This window comes from Vogesella oryzae (assembly GCF_902829295.1).
Taxonomy (GTDB): Bacteria; Pseudomonadota; Gammaproteobacteria; order Burkholderiales; family Chromobacteriaceae; genus Vogesella; species Vogesella oryzae.
Genome location: NZ_CADEPL010000024.1, coordinates 1 through 17,178 on the forward strand (window position 1 = coordinate 1; position 17,178 = coordinate 17,178).

The following is a 17,178-nucleotide window of genomic DNA, read 5'->3' on the forward strand; positions in this document are numbered from 1 at the left end:
CCGTGAAACGCCTCAGCGCCGATGATAGTGCAGATACCTGTGTGAAAGTAGGACACCGCCAGACTCCCCCACAAGAAGCCCAGCTTGAGAGATCAAGCTGGGCTTTGTGCTTTGGAGTGGGGAAAGCGGCCGCCCGCGAGACGCCGCTCATCCTGTGCTGACGACATCCTCCCCGAACGCTGCGGCCAACGTTGGCCGCCACCTACCCTTACCGCCAAACAGAAAGCCCGCATACGCGGGCTTTGGTGTTTATAGGGTTGGCACTAGCGTATCGCTACGTCTGCTCCGGCAGGGTAGCGTATGTGGTTTAACACTTCTGTTACTTGAAGTTCATCATCTTGCCAGTAGCCCAGACGTGACAGGCAGTCAATGCAAACCAGGGCGGCGTCGCTCATGAATTGACCATTGATAATGTGTTGTTCGACCTCCGCCAAGGGCATCAGGATGTGCGCCTCAACTTCGCCATCCTGATTTACCGGAATCTCGTTCTGGTTAAGCCACACGTCAAAAACATGCAGCCACTCGCGGTGCAGACCACGGATAACCGGTCGCTCGGCAAATAGCAGTGATTGTGGCGGCAGTAATTCCAGCTTGGAGGCCGGAATGCCGGCCTCTTCCCAGCCTTCACGCTCCAGTGCGATCTGCAAGGTTTCACCAGCGGCAATTCCGCCACCCATGAGATTATCAAGTCGATTGGGTGCCACATCCTTGAACGGGCTGCGCTTGCCTATCCACATGTGGATTTCGCCATCAGGCATGCGAGTCAGACCGTTAAGGTGAACAGCACGGCTGGTCAGGCCTAGTGGACGGAAGGCGGCACGTTCCATTTCGAAACAGGGGGTGCCATCCTGGAAGTAGGCCATGAATTTTTCATTGCGCCAGCCATTGAGCCATCCGGCATCACGCCATGCGTTAGCGGCTGCGGCAAGCAATTGACTGCGGCTGGCGAAATCATCCGCGCTGCGGAGGGCATGCAGTGCTCCTTGCTCGTAGTGGAAAAGCGTCGGGAAGTCGCTATGCAGCCGCTGTAGCCACTGCTGGTTGACATAGCCCAGCTGCTCGCCTGCGACATAGAGTGGCACAAAACCGGTTTTGTCGTACTCGATCATCTGCTTTAAAGCTTCGGCGACTGCTCGCACTTGCATGATTTGCCCATCGTGTATTCAACGAAGGCGACATCTTACGGACAAAATGGCATTGGGTGGATGACCGGGCTAGGTTTAACGGTATTTTGTGAATTATTGTGATGGCACTGTTGCGTGTAAGACATGCAAAGGTGTAGCGAAATAGCCGTTGTGGTTTATGGTGACGTAATGCGGTAGCAAGTGAATTAGGCCATTTGTGATCGGATTGTCCGACATTAGTTAATCCAGCCCGTAGCGCTTGTCTGAAACGATATTTATCGGGCTTATCCTGTCGCACTAGCCGACATATCCATGTCGGCAAGCATATGAGGCCAAAATTAAGACTGCTGCCGCTGGAATTCGGCAAAGATGAGAGGGTGGGGCTACATCACACGCGAGAGCATGCACCGGGAACCGGCCAGTTGAGGCCGCGGTTCGTTGCCATCCAGAGTGCAAGGAGGCGCGGCAATACGCTGACTACGCAACTGCGGTACCGCAAAAACATGCAGGGTCCGGAATCGTCAGGCGGAAAAGACAAACGCCTTGCGTGTAGACCGCAAGGCGTGAGATGGTGGCGTACCCGACTGGAATCGAACCAGCGACCTTCAGCTTCGGAGGCTGACACTCTATCCAACTGAGCTACGGGTACAAGCCGAGGCGGCAATATAGCTTATGCGCATCATTGCGTCCAGTATCCATTGCGTTGGCGCAAACTTGCATCAGCTGCGTTTTGCCTCGCAAATAGCCTTTGCGTATAATTTCCCTATTTGCAATGTCATTATTATTCATCAGGTGAGGCTGGAATGAGCAACGAAACCAAAGCCCCGAGTCAGATAGTCGGCATTCTGCTGGGTGTTGTCGTGTTGGTAGTGGTAGCGATCTATCTGCTGGCCAAGTTGGCAACCAGCGGCTTCGACGTCAATGCGGAAGTGATGACCAAGGAGGCTGTTGCGGCCCGCCTGAAACCGGCTGGCGAATCTGTTGCCAGCGATGCCCCTCCGGGCATGAAAACCGGCGAGCAGGTATTCAAGGCGATCTGTATTACCTGTCACGGCGCTGGCCTGGCGGGTTCGCCGAAGTTTGGTGATGCCGGCGCGTGGGGGCCACGTGTTGCCAAGGGCTGGGATATGCTGGTCGATCACGCCCTGCATGGCTTCAATGCCATGCCGGCCAAAGGGGGCGCAGCTGACCTGACCGATGACGAAGTTAAGCGTGCGGTTGCCTATATGGGCAATGCCGGTGGCGGCAAGTTCACCGAACCGCCGGTCGGTGGTGCCGAAGCCGGTGCTGCCTTGGATCCTGCTGTGGTCGGCAAGAAAATCTATGAAAGCGTGTGCGTTGCCTGTCATGGCTCCGGTGCCGCTGGTGCCCCGAAGTTTGGCGACAAGGCCGCCTGGGCTCCGCGTTTGCAGCCGGGTCTGGACGAAGTGCTGAAGATTGCTACCAAGGGTCTGAATGCCATGCCGCCTAAGGGTGGGTTCACCGGTTCCGATGCCGAATTCAAGGCCGCTGTCGAATACCTGACCAACGCCGCCAAGTAAGCCGAAGTCAAATCCAGAACGCCGCGAATCTTCGCGGCGTTTTTGTTTTGGTCCCCAGGATTTTAAATCTGCGGCCAACGTTGGCCGCAACGCCGGGCAGGACCGGGCCTACGAGGCGTCGCCACCTTTCTGTACCTTGCTGTCCAGGGTGGCCATCAGTCCTGCCAGCCGGCTCTTGCCCTCGTTCTTGCTGACAATGGGCTCGGCGCCTTTCTTGCCGAAATGGCGCAGGTCGTCGCCGCTGATTTCGGCGATGAAACGTGATGGCTCCACAAACAGCCATTCTCCCCCGCGACGGCGTTTCACGCAGTAGGTCAGTGTCAGGCTGCGCTGGGCTCGGGTGATGCCGACATACATCAGGCGACGTTCTTCTTCCACCATGCCGTTATCGACCGATTCGCTGTGCGGCAGGATGCCTTCCTCGCAGCCAACCAGGAATACGTGCGGGTACTCCAGCCCCTTGGAGGCATGCAAGGTGGACATGTGTACCGCGTCCACCTCGCCTTCGTCGCGGCCTTCCAGCATGGTGATCAGCGCGATGGTCTGGGTCAGCTCCAGCAGGTTCTTGCCATCCTGCTCGCCCTTGCGCTGCAGCCAGGCCACCAGCTCGAACACGTTTTTCCACTTGCTCTCCGCCGCCTTGGGACTGTCCTCGCTATCGTATAGCCATGCCTCATAGCCGATGGCTTTGAGCATTTCCATCACCAGTTCGCCCGGCGCTTCGCGCAGGGCGCGGTAGGTCAGGCTGTTGATGAAGCGGCAGAAGTCGGTAAGCGGTGCCAGCTGGGCGGCGTTGACTTGCAGCTGGAAGCCTTCCTCGTGCGCGGCGGCAAACAGGCTGCAGTTGCGCTGCCCGGCCCAGCTGCCCAGCTTTTCCAGCGTACCGGCGCCGACTCCGCGCTTGGGCGTGGTCAGCGCGCGGATGAAGGCCGGATCATCGTCCGGATTGCACAACAGGCGCAGGTAGGCCAGCACATCCTTGATTTCCGGCTTGTCGTAGAAACTCTGCCCGCCGGCCATCTGGTAGGGGATGCGCTGGTTGCGCATGGCCTGCTCGAATACCCGCGACTGGTAGTTGCCGCGGTAGAGGATGGCGTAGTCCTTGAACTCGGTGCGATGCTCGAACTTGTGCGCCAGCAGCCGTTGCACCACCACCTCGGCCTCGTGTTCCTCGTCCTTGCACATTACGGCATGGATCTGCTCGCCCAGCCCCAGCTCGCTCCACAGCTGCTTTTCGAACAGCTTGGGGTTGTTGGCGATTACCGAGTTGGCCGCACGCAGAATACGCGCGGTGGAGCGGTAGTTCTGCTCCAGCTTGATCACCTTCAGTCGCGGGAAGTCGTGCTGCAGCAGGCGCAGGTTTTCCATATTGGCGCCGCGCCAGGCATAGATGGACTGGTCGTCATCGCCCACCGCGGTAAACATGCCGCGCTCGCCGGTCAGCAGCTTCACCAGCTGGTACTGGCAGGTGTTGGTGTCCTGGTATTCGTCGATCAGCAGATAGCGCAGCTTGTGCTGCCACTTCTGCAGCACCTCGGCATTGCTGCGCAACAGCTCCACCGGCAGGCGGATCAGGTCGTCGAAGTCCAGCGCCTGGTAGGCGGTCAGCGTGGTCTGGTAGGCGATATAGGTGGTGGCGGCCACGCGGTCGAATTCGTCCGCCGCCGCCAGCAGCGCGGCATCCGGGCCGAGCAGGTCGTTCTTCCACAGCGAGATGCGGCTCTGCACCTTGCGTACCTCGTCCTTGTGGGTGGACTTCAGGATGTCGGCGATGATCTTGGCGGCATCATAGCTGTCCAGAATGGAAAACTGCGTCTTGTAGCCGAGGTGCGGCGCTTCCTGGCGCAGAAACTGCATGCCCAGCGAGTGGAAGGTGGACACGGTGATGCCCTTCAGCTCGCGGCTGTCCATCAGCTTGCCGACGCGCTCCAGCATTTCGCGCGCCGCCTTGTTGGTAAAGGTGATGGCGGCGATATTGCGGGCGTCGAAGTTCGCCTCGCGGATCATGTAGGCGATCTTCTGCGTGATCACCCGCGTCTTGCCGGAGCCGGCACCGGCGAGCACCAGCAGCGGGCCGTCCAGCGACTGGATGGCGGCGCGTTGCTGCGGGTTGAGTAAGGCAAGGGACATGGGCTGTCGTCAATCTTTCATGGTTAGCGCGCATTGTAGTGCCAGCAGGCGGGGGAGGCCATGCGCGCGACGGCGGGGCGGGCAATCCAGTATCATTCTTTGGCGGCACGGCTCAGGCCAAGGTTGGCCGCAATGACTGACAGGAAAACAATATGGCCACCTATGCGATTGGTGATTTGCAGGGCTGTTTTACCCCCTTCATGGCGCTGTTGCGCCAGATCGAATTCAACCCCGGCCGCGACACCTTGTGGCTGACCGGGGATCTCGTCAACCGCGGCCCGGAATCGCTGCAGACCCTGCGTTGGGTATTCGAGCACCAGGACAGCGTGCAGACGGTGTTGGGCAATCATGATCTGCACCTGCTGGCGGTGGCCGAAGGCTACGGCAAGGTGCATGCCGACGATACCATCCAGTCGGTGCTGGATGCCGGCGATGCCAAGGTGCTGCTGGAATGGCTGCGCTGCCAGCCGCTGATGATCTACGAGCAGGGGTTTGCCATGGTGCATGCCGGCCTGCTGCCGGAGTGGAGCGTCAAGAAAGCGCTGCGGCTGGCAGAGGAAGTCGAGGACGAGTTGTCCGGCAAGCACCACCGCACTTTCTTTTCCAAGCTGTACGGCAACAAGCCCACCCGCTGGCAGGATGACCTCAAGGGCATGGACCGGTTGCGCATGATCGTCAACGTGATGACGCGCATGCGCTTCATCACCCGCGACGGCGAGCTGGACCTGGCTTACAAGGGCGAGCTGGACGGCGCGCCGGAGAACCTGATCCCGTGGTTTGAGGCGGCCAACCGCCGCAGTGTGGATACCCCCATCGTCTGTGGCCACTGGTCGGCGCTGGGGCTGATGCTGACGGAGGACGTGCTGGCCATCGACAGCGGTTGCCTGTGGGGCGGCAGCCTGACCGCAGTGCGGCTGGAAGATCGCGAAGTGTTCTCGCTGCCGTGCCAGGCTTACCGTGAAGTAATGAAATAAAGGTTGGCCGCAGCAAGCGGCCAACCTTGTCGCCAAGGAAAAAGCCCCGCTCGCTGAGCGGGGCTTTGGCTTGCCGGCATACCGGTTTAGCGCAGTTCTTCTGCTACCTCGGTGGCCAGGTGCGGTGCCTGGGCCGGGATGATGCTGGCGATCGGGGTCGGGTTGGCCAGCTCGCGCTGCAGCTGGGCGGTATCCAGCGATTTCTCCCATTTGGCGACGACCACGGTGGCGACAGCATTGCCGATCAGGTTGGTCAGCGCGCGGGCTTCGGACATGAAACGGTCGATGCCCAGGATCAGCGCCAGGCCGGCTACCGGAATATCCGGCACCACGGCCAACGTGGCGGCCAGGGTGACGAAGCCGGAACCGGTCACGCCGGCGGCGCCCTTGGAGGTCAGCAGCAGCACGCCGATGATGGTCAGCTCCTGGGTCAGGCTCAGGTCGATATTGCAGGCCTGGGCGATGAAGATCGCGGCCATGGTCAGGTAGATCGAAGTGCCGTCGAGGTTGAAGGAGTAACCGGTCGGTACCACCAGGCCGACCACCGGCTTGGCACAGCCCAGTTGTTCCAGCTTGGTCATAAGGCGCGGCAGTGCCGATTCGGACGACGAGGTGCCGAGCACGATCAGCAATTCTTCCTTGATGTACTTGATCAGCTTCCACACGCTGAAGCCGCTGGCGCGGGCGATGGAGCCCAGTACCAGACCGACGAACAGCACGCAGGTCAGGTAGAAGCTGCCCATCAGTGCCGCCAGCTGGGTCAGGCTGCCCACGCCGTATTTGCCGATGGTGAAGGCCATGGCGCCGAAGGCGCCGATCGGGGCCAGCTTCATGATGAAGCCGATGACCGCGAACAGCACGTGCGACACCTTCTCGAAGAAGTTCAGTACCGGTTTGCCGGACTGGCCCATCAGCGACAGGCCGGCGCCGAACAGAACCGAGAACAGCAGCACCTGCAGGATCTCGCCATCGGCAAAGGCGCCGACCACGCTGTTCGGGATGATGTGCATCAGGAAGTCGACGGTGCTCTGGTCCGCCGCCTTCTCGGTGAACTTGGCGATGGCGCCGGTATCCAGCGTGGCCGGATCGACGTTCATGCCGGCACCCGGCTTGAGTACGTTGACCACTACCAGGCCGATGGCCAGTGCCAGCGTGGTGACGATTTCAAAGTACAGCAGCGCCTTGCCGCCGACGCGGCCAACCTTCTTCATGTCTTCCATACCGGCAATGCCGACCACGATGGTGCAGAAGATGATCGGGGCGATCATCATCTTCACCAGACGGATGAAGGCGTCGCCCAGCGGTTTGAGTTTGGCGCCGAATTCCGGCATGAAATGGCCGACGGCGATGCCGAGAATGATGGCAACGACCACCTGGAAATACAGGCTGTGATGGATTTTTTTGGCTGACATAGCGCTCTCCGTGTATTGGGCAGTCGGGCTGCCTTGTCTTGCTCGCTTGGCGCGATCATGCGCGGCGAGGGGAGAGCGCAAAATTGGGAATTTCCCGATTGGGGAAAGCCGCATTGCGGAAAACCCGCATGCGGCGTGCCGGCTCAGGCGTCGGCGGAAAGGCCGAGTGCGGCGGCGATGGCCTGGCGCGAGCCGTCGGACAGCGCGAAGCGGCTGGCGTCGGCGGCGGGCAGCGGCGCGGTGTAGCTCAGCTCCACCACCATGGCGCGGGTGGACAGGATCGCCCACAGGCTCTGGCCGAAGCTGGTATCACCGGCATAGGCGGCGGTGGCGCAGTAATGTCCACCGGGTGACACGTAGCGGATCGCCACCGGCTGCACGCTGGCGCCGGCCAGCCGCGCCGCCTCGAACAGTGACGGCTTGAAAGGCAGCAGGCCGGTGCCGTCCGAGGTGGTGGCTTCCGGAAACACCGCCATGCAGTCGCCGTCATGCAGTGCGCTGGCCAGCTGCTGGTTGACGCGGCTGGCATCGCGGCGATTGCTGCGGTCGATGAACAGCGTGCCGGCGCTCTTGATCAGGAAGCCGGCCACCGGCCAGTCGCGCAGTTCTTTCTTGGCCACGAAGCGCGACACGGTGACGCTGTTGAGCGCAAAGATATCCAGCCACGACACATGGTTGGCCACCACCAGCGTATGCGGCGGGTAGATGGCAGCCGGCGCGGCACCATGCACTTTCACCTTGATGGCCAGGATGTGCAGCAGCTGTTGCGACCAGCGCTGGGTGATGACGGCTTTCTCCGGCTGCGACAGCCGCGGATACAGCCGGGCAATGGTGATGACGCCGTGGCACAAGTGCAGGGCAAGGCGGCCAAGGCGGAGCAGGCGGATAGGCAGGGAAGTGGTCTGGTGCACGGTAATGACGGTTCGCGGACAGTTAATGGCAGTGTAACGTGATTAGGTGGCAGCCGTTTTACAGCGGCTGGCAGTGCGGGCAGAAGCAGGTGCTGCGCTGCCCCTGGCGGATTTCCAGGATCAGCGTGCCGCAATCGTGGCACGGCAGCTCGCGGCGACCGTAGACCTTGTAGCTTTGCTGGAAGTAGCCGGGCTTGCCGCTGGCGTCCATGAAGTCGCGCAGCGTGCTGCCGCCGGCCTCGATAGCGCGGGCCAGCACCGCCTTGATCTCTGCGGCCAACCGGTCGCACTCCTCGCGACTGAGCGAGTTGGCCGCGCGCGCCGGATGAATGCCGGCGTAGAACAGTGACTCGTTGGCGTAGATATTGCCCACCCCCACGACCACATGGTTATCCATGATCAGCAGCTTGATGGCGCTGCCCTTGCGACGGCTGGCGGCAAACAGTACGCCGCCATCGAAGGCGTCAGACAGCGGTTCCGGCCCCAGGCTGGCCAGCAGCGGATGCGCCTCGGCCGGTCCCTGCTGCCACAGCATGGCACCAAATCTGCGCGGATCGCGATAGCGCAGAACCGTTTGCCCCAGCTCGATGTCTACATGGTCATGCTTTTCCGGTGGGGTGCCCGGCGCGACGAAGCGCAGGCTGCCGGACATGCCCAGGTGCAGCAGCAGCGTGCCGTGCTCGAAGTCCACCAGCAGGTATTTGGCGCGGCGGCTGACGCTGCGCACCCGACGTCCGGCAAGGTTGGCCGCCAGCTCCGGCGGAATCGGCCAGCGCAGGCGGGCGTCACGCACGATCACCTGTCGCACGGTGGCGCCTTCCAGTTGTGGCGCGATACCGCGGCGCGTGGTTTCGACTTCTGGCAGTTCGGGCATGGCGGGAGTTGGCATGATTAACGTTAAGGGCGTGGTATTCTCCCCGCCTGTGATGAATACAGGTTCTGTGCATGAACGCTCTGCTCCGTCTGTTTGCCGTGATCACGCCGCTGGCGCTGTCTGCCTGCGCCAGTTTGCAACCGTCTGCTGCGGCCGCGGTGCCGGCGGCGGGGGCGGTCGAGGCCAGTGCCGCCGAGAGCGCGCCGCCGCCGCGTGACGAGGACAATCCGGCCATCCCGCACCAGCAACTGCGACCGGAGTGGTTCTATGGCCTGCTGGCCGGCGAGCTGGCGGCGCAGCGCGGTGCCGCCGCCCAGTCGGCAGAGACCTATATCGCGCTGGCCCGCGACACCCGCGACCCGCGCATCGCCCGCCGCGCCGCCGAATTCGCGCTGTACGCCGGCCAGCTGCAAAGTGCCAGTGCGGCACTGAGCCTGTGGCTGGAGCTGGACCCGGAAGCGGAAACGGCGCGCGAGCAGCTGATTATCTCGTTGCTGCGCTCGGGCAAGCTGGTTGAAAGCCGTCCGCTGATCGACGGGCTGCTTAGCCGCCAGCCGCAGCGCGCGGCCGCCATGTTCGTGCAACTGGCACGGCTGTCGGCGCGGCAGACCGACAAACAGGGCGCCGAACAACTAGTCAGCGAGTTGGCCGCACGTTATCCGGAACTGCCGGAGGCGCGCTTTGCGCTGATCGCGGTGGCGGCAGAGGCCAATGACCAGCCGACGGTGGATGCCGAGTTCGCTCGCCTGGCGCATATCGCGCCGCAATGGGACTTGCCGGTGATGTGGCAGGTCGATCGCCTGCGTCACCAGTCTGCCGCCGGCGCCATCAGCTTCCTCAAGCGCGAGCTAGAGCGCCGGCCGCAATCCAGTATCGACATGAATACCAGCTACGTTCGCCTGCTGGCCGGCGAGAAGCGTTTTGCCGAGGCCGAGGCGTATGTGCGCAGCGTACAGGGACGTTTCGCAGGCAATGCCGAGCTGCTGCACCTGCATGGCCTGCTGGCCTACCAGACCGGCAACTTTGCGCTGGCGCGCAAGCAGCTGGAGGCGGCGCTGGCGGCCGGTTACAGTGATCCGAACACCTTGCGCTACACCCTCGGCCAACTGGCCGACGAGCAGAAACAGCCGGCTGAAGCGCGACGCTGGTATCTGCTGGTGGATGATGGCGACAACCTGCTGCCGGCCCGCGTTCGTGCCGCCCAGTTGCAGCTGCTGGATGGCCAGTGGCAGCAGGCTATCGACAGCCTCAACGAGCTGTCTGCCGATCCGGAAAACTGGCTGCGCGTAATCCAGGCGCAGTCGATGCTGGCGCGCGAAGCCCGACAGTATGATGCCGCCTTGAAGATTCTCAATGGGGCGCTGGCGCAGGAAACAGACCAGGCCGATCTGCTGTACGAGCGTGCCTTGCTGCTGGACCAGTTGGGCCGCTCGGCAGAGGCAGAAGAGGATTTGCGTAACGTGGTGCGACAGAAGCCGGGCGATGCCCAGAGCCTGAATGCGCTGGGCTACGTGATGACCAACCGCGGCGTAAAGCTCAAGGAAGCGCAGGGCTATATCGAACAGGCGCTGAAGGCTGAGCCGGACAACGCCATGATCCAGGACAGCCTGGGCTGGGTGCTGTTCAAGCAGGGGCATCTGGCCGAGGCGCTGCAACAACTGAAGGCATCCTACGGCAAAATGCCGGATGCCGAGGTGGGGGCGCATCTGGGCGAAGTGCTGTGGGCGCTTGGCCGCAAGGACGAGGCGCGCCAGGTGTGGGGCGAGGCCGGCAAGGGTGCGCCGGATAATCCGGTGTTGAAGGAAACGCTGGATCGCCTGAAACCATGAGTCTGTCTCGCTGGCTGCTAACCGGCAGCGTGCTGTTGCTGGCCGCCTGTGCCACCACCAGCGAAGTTGCCGAGCCGATGCCGGTGGTGGCGGCCAACGTTGTCGATAGCCCGTTCAGCGTCAGTGGCCGTCTGGCGGTGAGTTACCAGGGCAAGGGCCATGTCGCGAACTTTGACTGGCAACACAGTCCCGGCAGTGATCAGCTGAATGTCAAAACGCCCATCGGCACCACCGTGGCCAGTCTGTCCCGTGATGCCGGTGGTGTGGTGCTGGTCGCGGATGGACAGGAGCGGCGGGCGGCGGATGTCGAGACCCTCACCGAGGCCACGCTGGGTTGGCCGCTGCCACTTTCCAATCTGGCCTGGTGGGCGCGCGGTCTGGCTGCGCCCGGCATCCCGAGCGAACAGTCTGCCGATGGCCGTTTGCAGCAGCAGGGGTGGCTGATCCGTAATCTGAAAGACGCGACCACCAGCCAGCCCCGCCGGCTGGAACTGGAACGCGAGGGGCTGACCATCCGGCTGGTGTTTTCCGAATGGCGTGCCAGTAATGCTTTAACTCCGATACTGCCATGAATCTGCAATTTCACCGTTTTTTCGCGCCCGCCAAGCTCAATCTGACGCTGTTGATTACCGGCAAGCGTGCCGATGGTTACCATCTGCTGGACAGCGATTTCCGTTTTATCGATTTCGGTGACGATATCGACATCGCCGTGCGCGACGATGGCCGTATCGTGCTGGAGACGCCGCTAGCCGGCGTTGATCCGGAGCATGACCTGACGGTACGTGCCGCGCGTTTGCTGCAGCAGGCCAGCGGCTGCCGGCTGGGTGCCAGCTTGCGGGTAACCAAGCGTATCCCGATGGGCGGCGGACTGGGTGGTGGTTCCTCGGATGCCGCCACCGTGCTGCTGGCGCTCAACACGCTGTGGGGTTGCGGCTTGTCGCGCCAGACTTTGATGGCGCTGGGTGTGCAGTTGGGCGCCGATGTGCCGGTATTCATCTTCGGCCGCAATGCCCGTGCCCGTGGCATCGGCGAACAGCTGGAGGCGATCGACCTGCCTGAAGCCTGGTATGTGGTATGCAAACCACCAGTGTCGGTGCCGACCGGGCCTGTTTTCCAGCGCTTTTCGCAAAAGCTGTTGACAGGCGAGATCCGGTTCTCCATAATGCGAAGCCTGTTCGATGCGACGCAAAAACAAAACGATTTGCAGTCGATCGTGACAGAAATGTATCCAGCGGTAAATGAAGCATTGAATCGACTGAGTGAGTACGGTTCGCCGCTGATGACAGGTTCGGGAGCATGCGTGTTTCTGGAGCTGGCCAGTGAAGATCAAGCAAAATCAGTATTCCAGTCCTTGTCGAAAGATATGGTCGGATTTGTTGCCAAGGGGTTAGCGACGCATCCGCTGTACGACGGGGAAGCATAAAGGATACTGGGGAGTCGCCAAGTTGGTTAAGGCACCGGATTTTGATTCCGGCATTCGAAGGTTCGAATCCTTCCTCCTCAGCCAAATCTCTGCATGACTGAAAGAATACTGGGGAGTCGCCAAGTTGGTTAAGGCACCGGATTTTGATTCCGGCATTCGAAGGTTCGAATCCTTCCTCCTCAGCCAAACTTCCAGCAGTGAAGTAAGAAAAAAAGCGTGTAAGTTTCCCTTACACGCTTTTTCTTTATCTCCCGATCCAAGGCATAGAGTTATGGCGGCTTACGACAGTTTGATGGTCTTCACCGGTACCGCAAATCCGGAACTTGCACAAAACGTGGTCAAGCACCTCGATATTTCCCTCGGCCGTGCCGATGTGGGCAAGTTCAGCGATGGTGAAGTGGCAGTGGAATTGCTGGAGAACGTGCGCGGTCGCGACGTGTTCATCCTGCAGCCGACCTGTGCTCCGACCAACGATAACCTGATGGAAATCCTGACCATGGCCGACGCGCTCAAGCGCGCTTCCGCCGGTCGTATCACCGCGGCGATTCCGTACTTCGGTTATGCCCGCCAGGATCGTCGTCCGCGTTCCGCCCGTGTACCGATTACCGCCAAGCTGGTGGCCAACATGTTGACCAGCGCCGGTATCGACCGCGTGCTGACCGTTGACCTGCATGCCGACCAGATCCAGGGTTTCTTCGACATGCCGGTGGACAACGTCTACGCCACCCCGGTACTGCTGAAAGACATCCGTTCGCAGCGTATTGACGATCTGATCGTGGTCAGCCCGGACGTTGGCGGTGTGGTGCGTGCCCGTGCCGTGGCCAAGGCGCTGAATACCGACCTCGCCATCATCGACAAGCGTCGCCCGAAGGCCAACGTGGCGGAGGTGATGAACATCATCGGTGATATCGAAGGCCGTACCTGTCTGATCATCGATGACATGATCGACACTGCGAACACCCTGTGCAAGGCTGCTTCTGCGCTGAAAGAGCGTGGTGCCGAGCGTGTACTGGCCTACGCCTCCCATGCCGTGTTCTCCGGCCAGGCGGTAGACCGCATCAATAATTCGGACATCGACCAGGTGGTGATCACCGATACCATCCCGCTGTCGGCCGCCGCCAAACAGAGCAGCCGCATCCGCGTGGTATCCATCGCCGGCCTGATCGCCGAGACGCTTCGTCGCATCAATAACGAAGAGTCGGTGTCCTATCTCTTCAACGAAGAGCTGGTTTCGGCAGGCGCTGTCCTGCCGTAAACGTCGGCCCCGCTGGTCGCGGCGGGGCGGGCGACTTTCAATGAAACTGGAGTAATACTCAATGGCAATCGAACTGATCGCTGCCAAGCGCGAACTGGAAGGTACTGGTGCGAGCCGCCGCCTGCGTCGCGCTGGCCAAACCCCGGCTGTTGTTTACGGTGCAGGTAAAGAAGCCGTATCCATCACCCTGGACCACAACACCATTTACTACGCACTGAAGAACGAAGCTTTCCACAAGGAAACCATCGAGCTGGTGATCGACGGTCAGAAGGAGCTGGTAAAAGTTGCCGACTTCCAACTGCACCCGTTCAAGCAGCTGGTTCTGCATCTGGACTTCGCTCGCGCGTAATGCATGCGTGCCGCTCTGTCTGACAGAGTGGTGACAGACCCGCTGACCGGTTACCTGGCAGCGGGTTTTTCATTGGAACGACACCCATGACGATCCGTCTGGTAGTCGGGCTGGGCAACCCCGGTCCGGAATACGAAAAGACCCGGCACAACGCCGGTTTCTGGCTGGTGGACGAGCTGGCCTGGCAACACAAGGCCAAGCTGCATGCCGAGGGCAAATTCTTCGGCGAGGCTGCGCGTGCCACGTTGGCCGCTGGCGATGTCTGGCTGCTCAAGCCGATGACTTATATGAACCTGTCCGGTCAGGCAGTCGCCGCGCTGGCGCGCTTCTACAAGATCGCGCCGGAAGAGATTCTGGTGGTGCATGACGAGCTGGATCTGCAGCCGGGTACCGCCCGCCTGAAGCAGGGCGGTGGCCACGGTGGCCACAATGGCCTGAAAGACATTATTGCCCGGCTGGGCAGCCCCAATTTCTGGCGCTTGCGGCTCGGCATCGGCCACCCGGGCGATCGCAACGAAGTGGCCAACTTCGTGTTGAAGAAGGCGCGTGCCGAAGAGCAGCAGGCCATCGACGATGCGCTGGCCAAGTCGCTGCAGGTGATGCCGGAAGTGCTGGCCGGCAATATGGCCGCGGCGATGAAGACGCTGCACACCGCCGCAAAGTAATGGGCTGCGGCCAACGTTGGCCGCAACATTGCACAAAATTCAGGCAGCCGAAGTGTTAAAATCGCTGCCTTGCTGCCATGCCCCGCGGGGCGGGCCGAATATTTTCGAGGAATGATCATGAGTCTGAAGTGCGGTATCGTCGGCTTGCCCAACGTCGGCAAATCCACCCTGTTCAATGCGCTGACCAAGGCTGGCATCGAAGCGGCCAACTACCCGTTCTGCACCATTGAGCCGAACGTCGGCATCGTGGAAGTGCCGGATCATCGCCTGGCCGAACTGGCCAAGATCATCAACCCGCAGAAAATCCAGCCGGCCATCGTCGAGTTCGTCGACATCGCTGGCCTGGTGGCGGGCGCCTCCAAGGGCGAGGGCCTGGGCAACCAGTTCCTGGCCAATATCCGCGAGACCGACGCCATCGTTAACGTGGTGCGCTGCTTCGAAGACGGCAACATCGTGCATGTGGCCGGCAAGGTCGATCCGATCGCCGACATCGAAACCATCGGTACCGAGCTGGCGCTGGCCGACTTGACCACCGTGGAAAAGGCTCTGGCCCGTGACGGCAAGAAAGCCAAGGCTGGCGACAAGGAAGCGCAGAAGCTGGTACCGGTGCTGGAAAAACTGCTGCCGCACCTGAACGAAGGCAAGCCGGCACGCGCGCTGAAGCTGGACGAAGAAGAAATCGCCGCGCTCAAGCCGCTGTGCCTGCTGACCATCAAGCCGGCGATGTATGTGGCCAACGTGGCCGAAGACGGCTTCGAAAACAACGCCCACCTCGACCGTCTGAAGGCGCTGGCTGCTGCCGAAGGCGCGCCGGTGGTGGCGCTGTGTGCCGCCATCGAAAGCGAAATCGCCGAGCTGGACGATGACGACAAGGCCGAGTTCCTGTCCTCCATGGGGCTGGAAGAGCCGGGCCTGAACCGTCTGATCCGTGCCGGTTACGACCTGCTGGGGCTGCAAACCTACTTCACCGCCGGGGTGAAGGAAGTGCGCGCCTGGACCATCCACAAGGGCGATACCGCACCGAAGGCGGCCGGTGTGATCCACACCGACTTCGAGCGCGGTTTCATCCGTGCCCAGACCATCGCCTTTGATGACTTCGTTGCCCTGGGTGGCGAAGCCAAGGCCAAGGAAGCCGGCAAGATGCGCGCCGAAGGCAAGGATTACGTGGTGCAGGATGGTGACGTACTGAACTTCCTGTTCAACGTTTAAGCATCACCACCGACAACACCCCGCCGCCGGGCCGCAAGGCCTTGCTGCGGGGTGTTTGCATGTCTGTCGCGCGATAGGGGGTCGATCGCCCTAGGGCGGCGCGGGCCGCGGATGCTTGCAGCTGCCGCGCTCAAAACAAAAACGGCCAACCCGCAGGTTGGCCGCATTGTGCTGGAGAGCGGAAGGGTTATTCCACGCGCTCGCCGTGCAGGACCACGTCCAGACCTTCGCGTTCTTCTTCTTCGCTGACACGCAGGCCCATTACTGCATCGACAATCTTCAGCAGCACGAAGGTGACGATGCCGCAGTAGATGGCGGTGGCGCCAACGCCGATGGCCTGGGTCATCAGGCTGCCTTCCACGCCGCCGATGTCTTTTACCGCAAATACACCGGTCAGCAGGGCGCCGATGATACCGCCGATACCATGCACGCCGAAGGCGTCCAGCGAGTCATCGTATTTCAGCATGTGTTTCAGGCTGGTGGCGCTCCAGTAGCACACCACCCCGGCTACCAGGCCGATGACCAGTGCGCCCTTGGCATCAACAAAACCAGCGGCCGGGGTAATGGCAACCAGACCAGCAACCGCACCGGACACGATGCCCAGTACCGACGGTTTGCCTTTGGCGATCCATTCTGCAGCCATCCAGCCCAGTGCGGCGATGCCGGTAGCTACCTGGGTGGCAACCATGGCCATGGCGGCACGGCCATCGGCGGCGACGGCGGAGCCGGCGTTGAAGCCGAACCAGCCTACCCACAGCATGGAAGCGCCAACCAGCGTCAGTACCAGGTTATGCGGTGGCATGGCTTCCTTGCCGAAGCCGACACGCTTGCCCAGCACCAGTGCCGCTACCAGACCGGCAACACCGGCGTTGATGTGCACTACGGTACCACCGGCAAAGTCCAGCACGCCCTTGTCGGCCATCCAGCCGCCCGGCGCCCACACCCAGTGTGCAACCGGTGCGTAGACCACCAGCGACCACAGCACCATGAAGACCAGCATGGAGGAGAACTTCATGCGTTCGGCAAAGGCGCCGGTGATCAGAGCCGGAGTAATGATGGCGAAGGTCATCTGGAACATCATGAACACGCCTTCCGGAATGGTGCTCGCCAGCGGGTGTACGGTCAGCTTGCCGGCATCCTTCAGGTACAGCATGCCGTCCAGCAGCACACGGTCGAGGCCGCCGATTACGCTGTTGCCCGGGCTGAAGGCCAGGCTGTAGCCGATAATGGTCCACAGCACAGTCATTGCCGCGCAGATGGCAAAGCTTTGCATCAGGGTGGCCAGTACGTTTTTCTTGCGCACCATGCCGGCATAGAACAGTGCCAGACCCGGAATGGTCATGAACAGCACCAGTGCAGTGGAGGTCATCATCCAGGCGGTATCACCGGCGCTGATGGTGGACGCGGCAACCAGGTTGGCAGTGCCGTCTGCCATGGCCGGCAGGGAGGCCAGCGCACCGGCGCCGGCAGCAGCAAGCAGTT

15 protein-coding genes and 3 tRNA genes are annotated in these 17,178 nt (G+C 61.5%); 11 read left to right on the forward strand and 7 right to left on the reverse strand.

All coding sequences use genetic code 11. From position 1 onward, the window contains the following. Window positions 1-263 precede the first annotated feature (263 nt). Complete coding sequence (locus HU218_RS10365) at window positions 264-1,145, reverse strand: NUDIX hydrolase (RefSeq protein WP_174874876.1); 882 nt, start codon at window positions 1,143-1,145, stop codon at window positions 264-266. Window positions 1,146-1,696: 551 nt separating this feature from the next. Next, a tRNA-Arg gene (locus HU218_RS10370) sits at window positions 1,697-1,773 on the reverse strand. A 154-nt stretch (window positions 1,774-1,927) separates the two neighbouring features. On the opposite strand from HU218_RS10370, the gene HU218_RS10375 reads away from it, so the two are divergent. Continuing rightward, window positions 1,928-2,665: a c-type cytochrome gene (locus HU218_RS10375; RefSeq protein ID WP_174874877.1), complete on the forward strand. Its 738-nt coding sequence runs from the start codon at window positions 1,928-1,930 to the stop codon at window positions 2,663-2,665. 108 nt (window positions 2,666-2,773) lie between these two features. Here the strand turns inward: HU218_RS10375 and rep are convergent, their stop codons facing one another. Further along, entirely contained in the window at window positions 2,774-4,795 is a 2,022-nt protein-coding gene (gene rep, locus HU218_RS10380; RefSeq protein WP_174874878.1) for a DNA helicase Rep, read from the reverse strand. Between the two features lie 152 nt (window positions 4,796-4,947). Here rep and HU218_RS10385 point away from each other — a divergent pair, with 152 nt between their 5' ends. After that, window positions 4,948-5,769 (forward strand): symmetrical bis(5'-nucleosyl)-tetraphosphatase, encoded by an 822-nt coding sequence (locus tag HU218_RS10385; RefSeq protein ID WP_174874879.1) that lies wholly within the window; start codon window positions 4,948-4,950, stop codon window positions 5,767-5,769. A gap of 86 nt (window positions 5,770-5,855) precedes the next feature. Here HU218_RS10385 and HU218_RS10390 read toward each other — a convergent pair whose 3' ends face one another. The 3 genes from HU218_RS10390 to mutM all read right to left on the reverse strand — a co-directional run bounded on the left by HU218_RS10390 (window position 5,856) and on the right by mutM (window position 8,966). Continuing rightward, window positions 5,856-7,181, reverse strand: a complete 1,326-nt coding sequence (locus tag HU218_RS10390) for a dicarboxylate/amino acid:cation symporter (RefSeq protein ID WP_174874880.1) — start codon at window positions 7,179-7,181, stop codon at window positions 5,856-5,858. 143 nt (window positions 7,182-7,324) lie between these two features. Then, window positions 7,325-8,092, reverse strand: a complete 768-nt coding sequence (locus HU218_RS10395; RefSeq protein WP_174874881.1) for a lysophospholipid acyltransferase family protein — start codon at window positions 8,090-8,092, stop codon at window positions 7,325-7,327. A 58-nt stretch (window positions 8,093-8,150) separates the two neighbouring features. After that, window positions 8,151-8,966: a bifunctional DNA-formamidopyrimidine glycosylase/DNA-(apurinic or apyrimidinic site) lyase gene (mutM, locus tag HU218_RS10400; RefSeq protein WP_174874882.1), complete on the reverse strand. Its 816-nt coding sequence runs from the start codon at window positions 8,964-8,966 to the stop codon at window positions 8,151-8,153. Window positions 8,967-9,037: 71 nt separating this feature from the next. On the opposite strand from mutM, the gene HU218_RS10405 reads away from it, so the two are divergent. The 9 genes from HU218_RS10405 to ychF all read left to right on the forward strand — a co-directional run bounded on the left by HU218_RS10405 (window position 9,038) and on the right by ychF (window position 15,696). Next, complete coding sequence (locus tag HU218_RS10405) at window positions 9,038-10,795, forward strand: tetratricopeptide repeat protein (RefSeq protein WP_174874883.1); 1,758 nt, start codon at window positions 9,038-9,040, stop codon at window positions 10,793-10,795. Continuing rightward, window positions 10,792-11,367: a lipoprotein insertase outer membrane protein LolB gene (gene lolB, locus HU218_RS10410; protein WP_174874884.1), complete on the forward strand. Its 576-nt coding sequence runs from the start codon at window positions 10,792-10,794 to the stop codon at window positions 11,365-11,367. Before HU218_RS10405 ends, lolB begins: the two co-directional genes overlap by 4 nt. Further along, entirely contained in the window at window positions 11,364-12,218 is an 855-nt protein-coding gene (ispE, locus tag HU218_RS10415) for a 4-(cytidine 5'-diphospho)-2-C-methyl-D-erythritol kinase (protein WP_174874885.1), read from the forward strand. The genes lolB and ispE overlap by 4 nt, the downstream gene beginning before the upstream one ends. Window positions 12,219-12,225: 7 nt before the next feature. After that, window positions 12,226-12,302 (forward strand) — tRNA-Gln (locus HU218_RS10420). Window positions 12,303-12,327: 25 nt separating this feature from the next. Then, window positions 12,328-12,404 (forward strand) — tRNA-Gln (locus tag HU218_RS10425). Between the two features lie 85 nt (window positions 12,405-12,489). Beyond that, the gene (locus tag HU218_RS10430) at window positions 12,490-13,473 is read left to right on the forward strand and encodes a ribose-phosphate pyrophosphokinase (RefSeq protein ID WP_174874886.1); all 984 of its coding nucleotides are present in this window, start codon (window positions 12,490-12,492) and stop codon (window positions 13,471-13,473) included. Between the two features lie 61 nt (window positions 13,474-13,534). After that, window positions 13,535-13,822: a 50S ribosomal protein L25 gene (rplY, locus tag HU218_RS10435; RefSeq protein WP_174874887.1), complete on the forward strand. Its 288-nt coding sequence runs from the start codon at window positions 13,535-13,537 to the stop codon at window positions 13,820-13,822. Window positions 13,823-13,908: 86 nt separating this feature from the next. Beyond that, the gene (gene pth, locus HU218_RS10440) at window positions 13,909-14,487 is read left to right on the forward strand and encodes an aminoacyl-tRNA hydrolase (protein WP_174874888.1); all 579 of its coding nucleotides are present in this window, start codon (window positions 13,909-13,911) and stop codon (window positions 14,485-14,487) included. 117 nt (window positions 14,488-14,604) lie between these two features. Beyond that, the gene (gene ychF, locus HU218_RS10445) at window positions 14,605-15,696 is read left to right on the forward strand and encodes a redox-regulated ATPase YchF (RefSeq protein WP_174874889.1); all 1,092 of its coding nucleotides are present in this window, start codon (window positions 14,605-14,607) and stop codon (window positions 15,694-15,696) included. A gap of 187 nt (window positions 15,697-15,883) precedes the next feature. Here ychF and HU218_RS10450 read toward each other — a convergent pair whose 3' ends face one another. Beyond that, on the reverse strand, window positions 15,884-17,131 hold the full coding sequence (locus tag HU218_RS10450; protein WP_281357157.1) for an ammonium transporter: 1,248 nt from the start codon (window positions 17,129-17,131) through the stop codon (window positions 15,884-15,886). Window positions 17,132-17,178 lie beyond the last annotated feature (47 nt).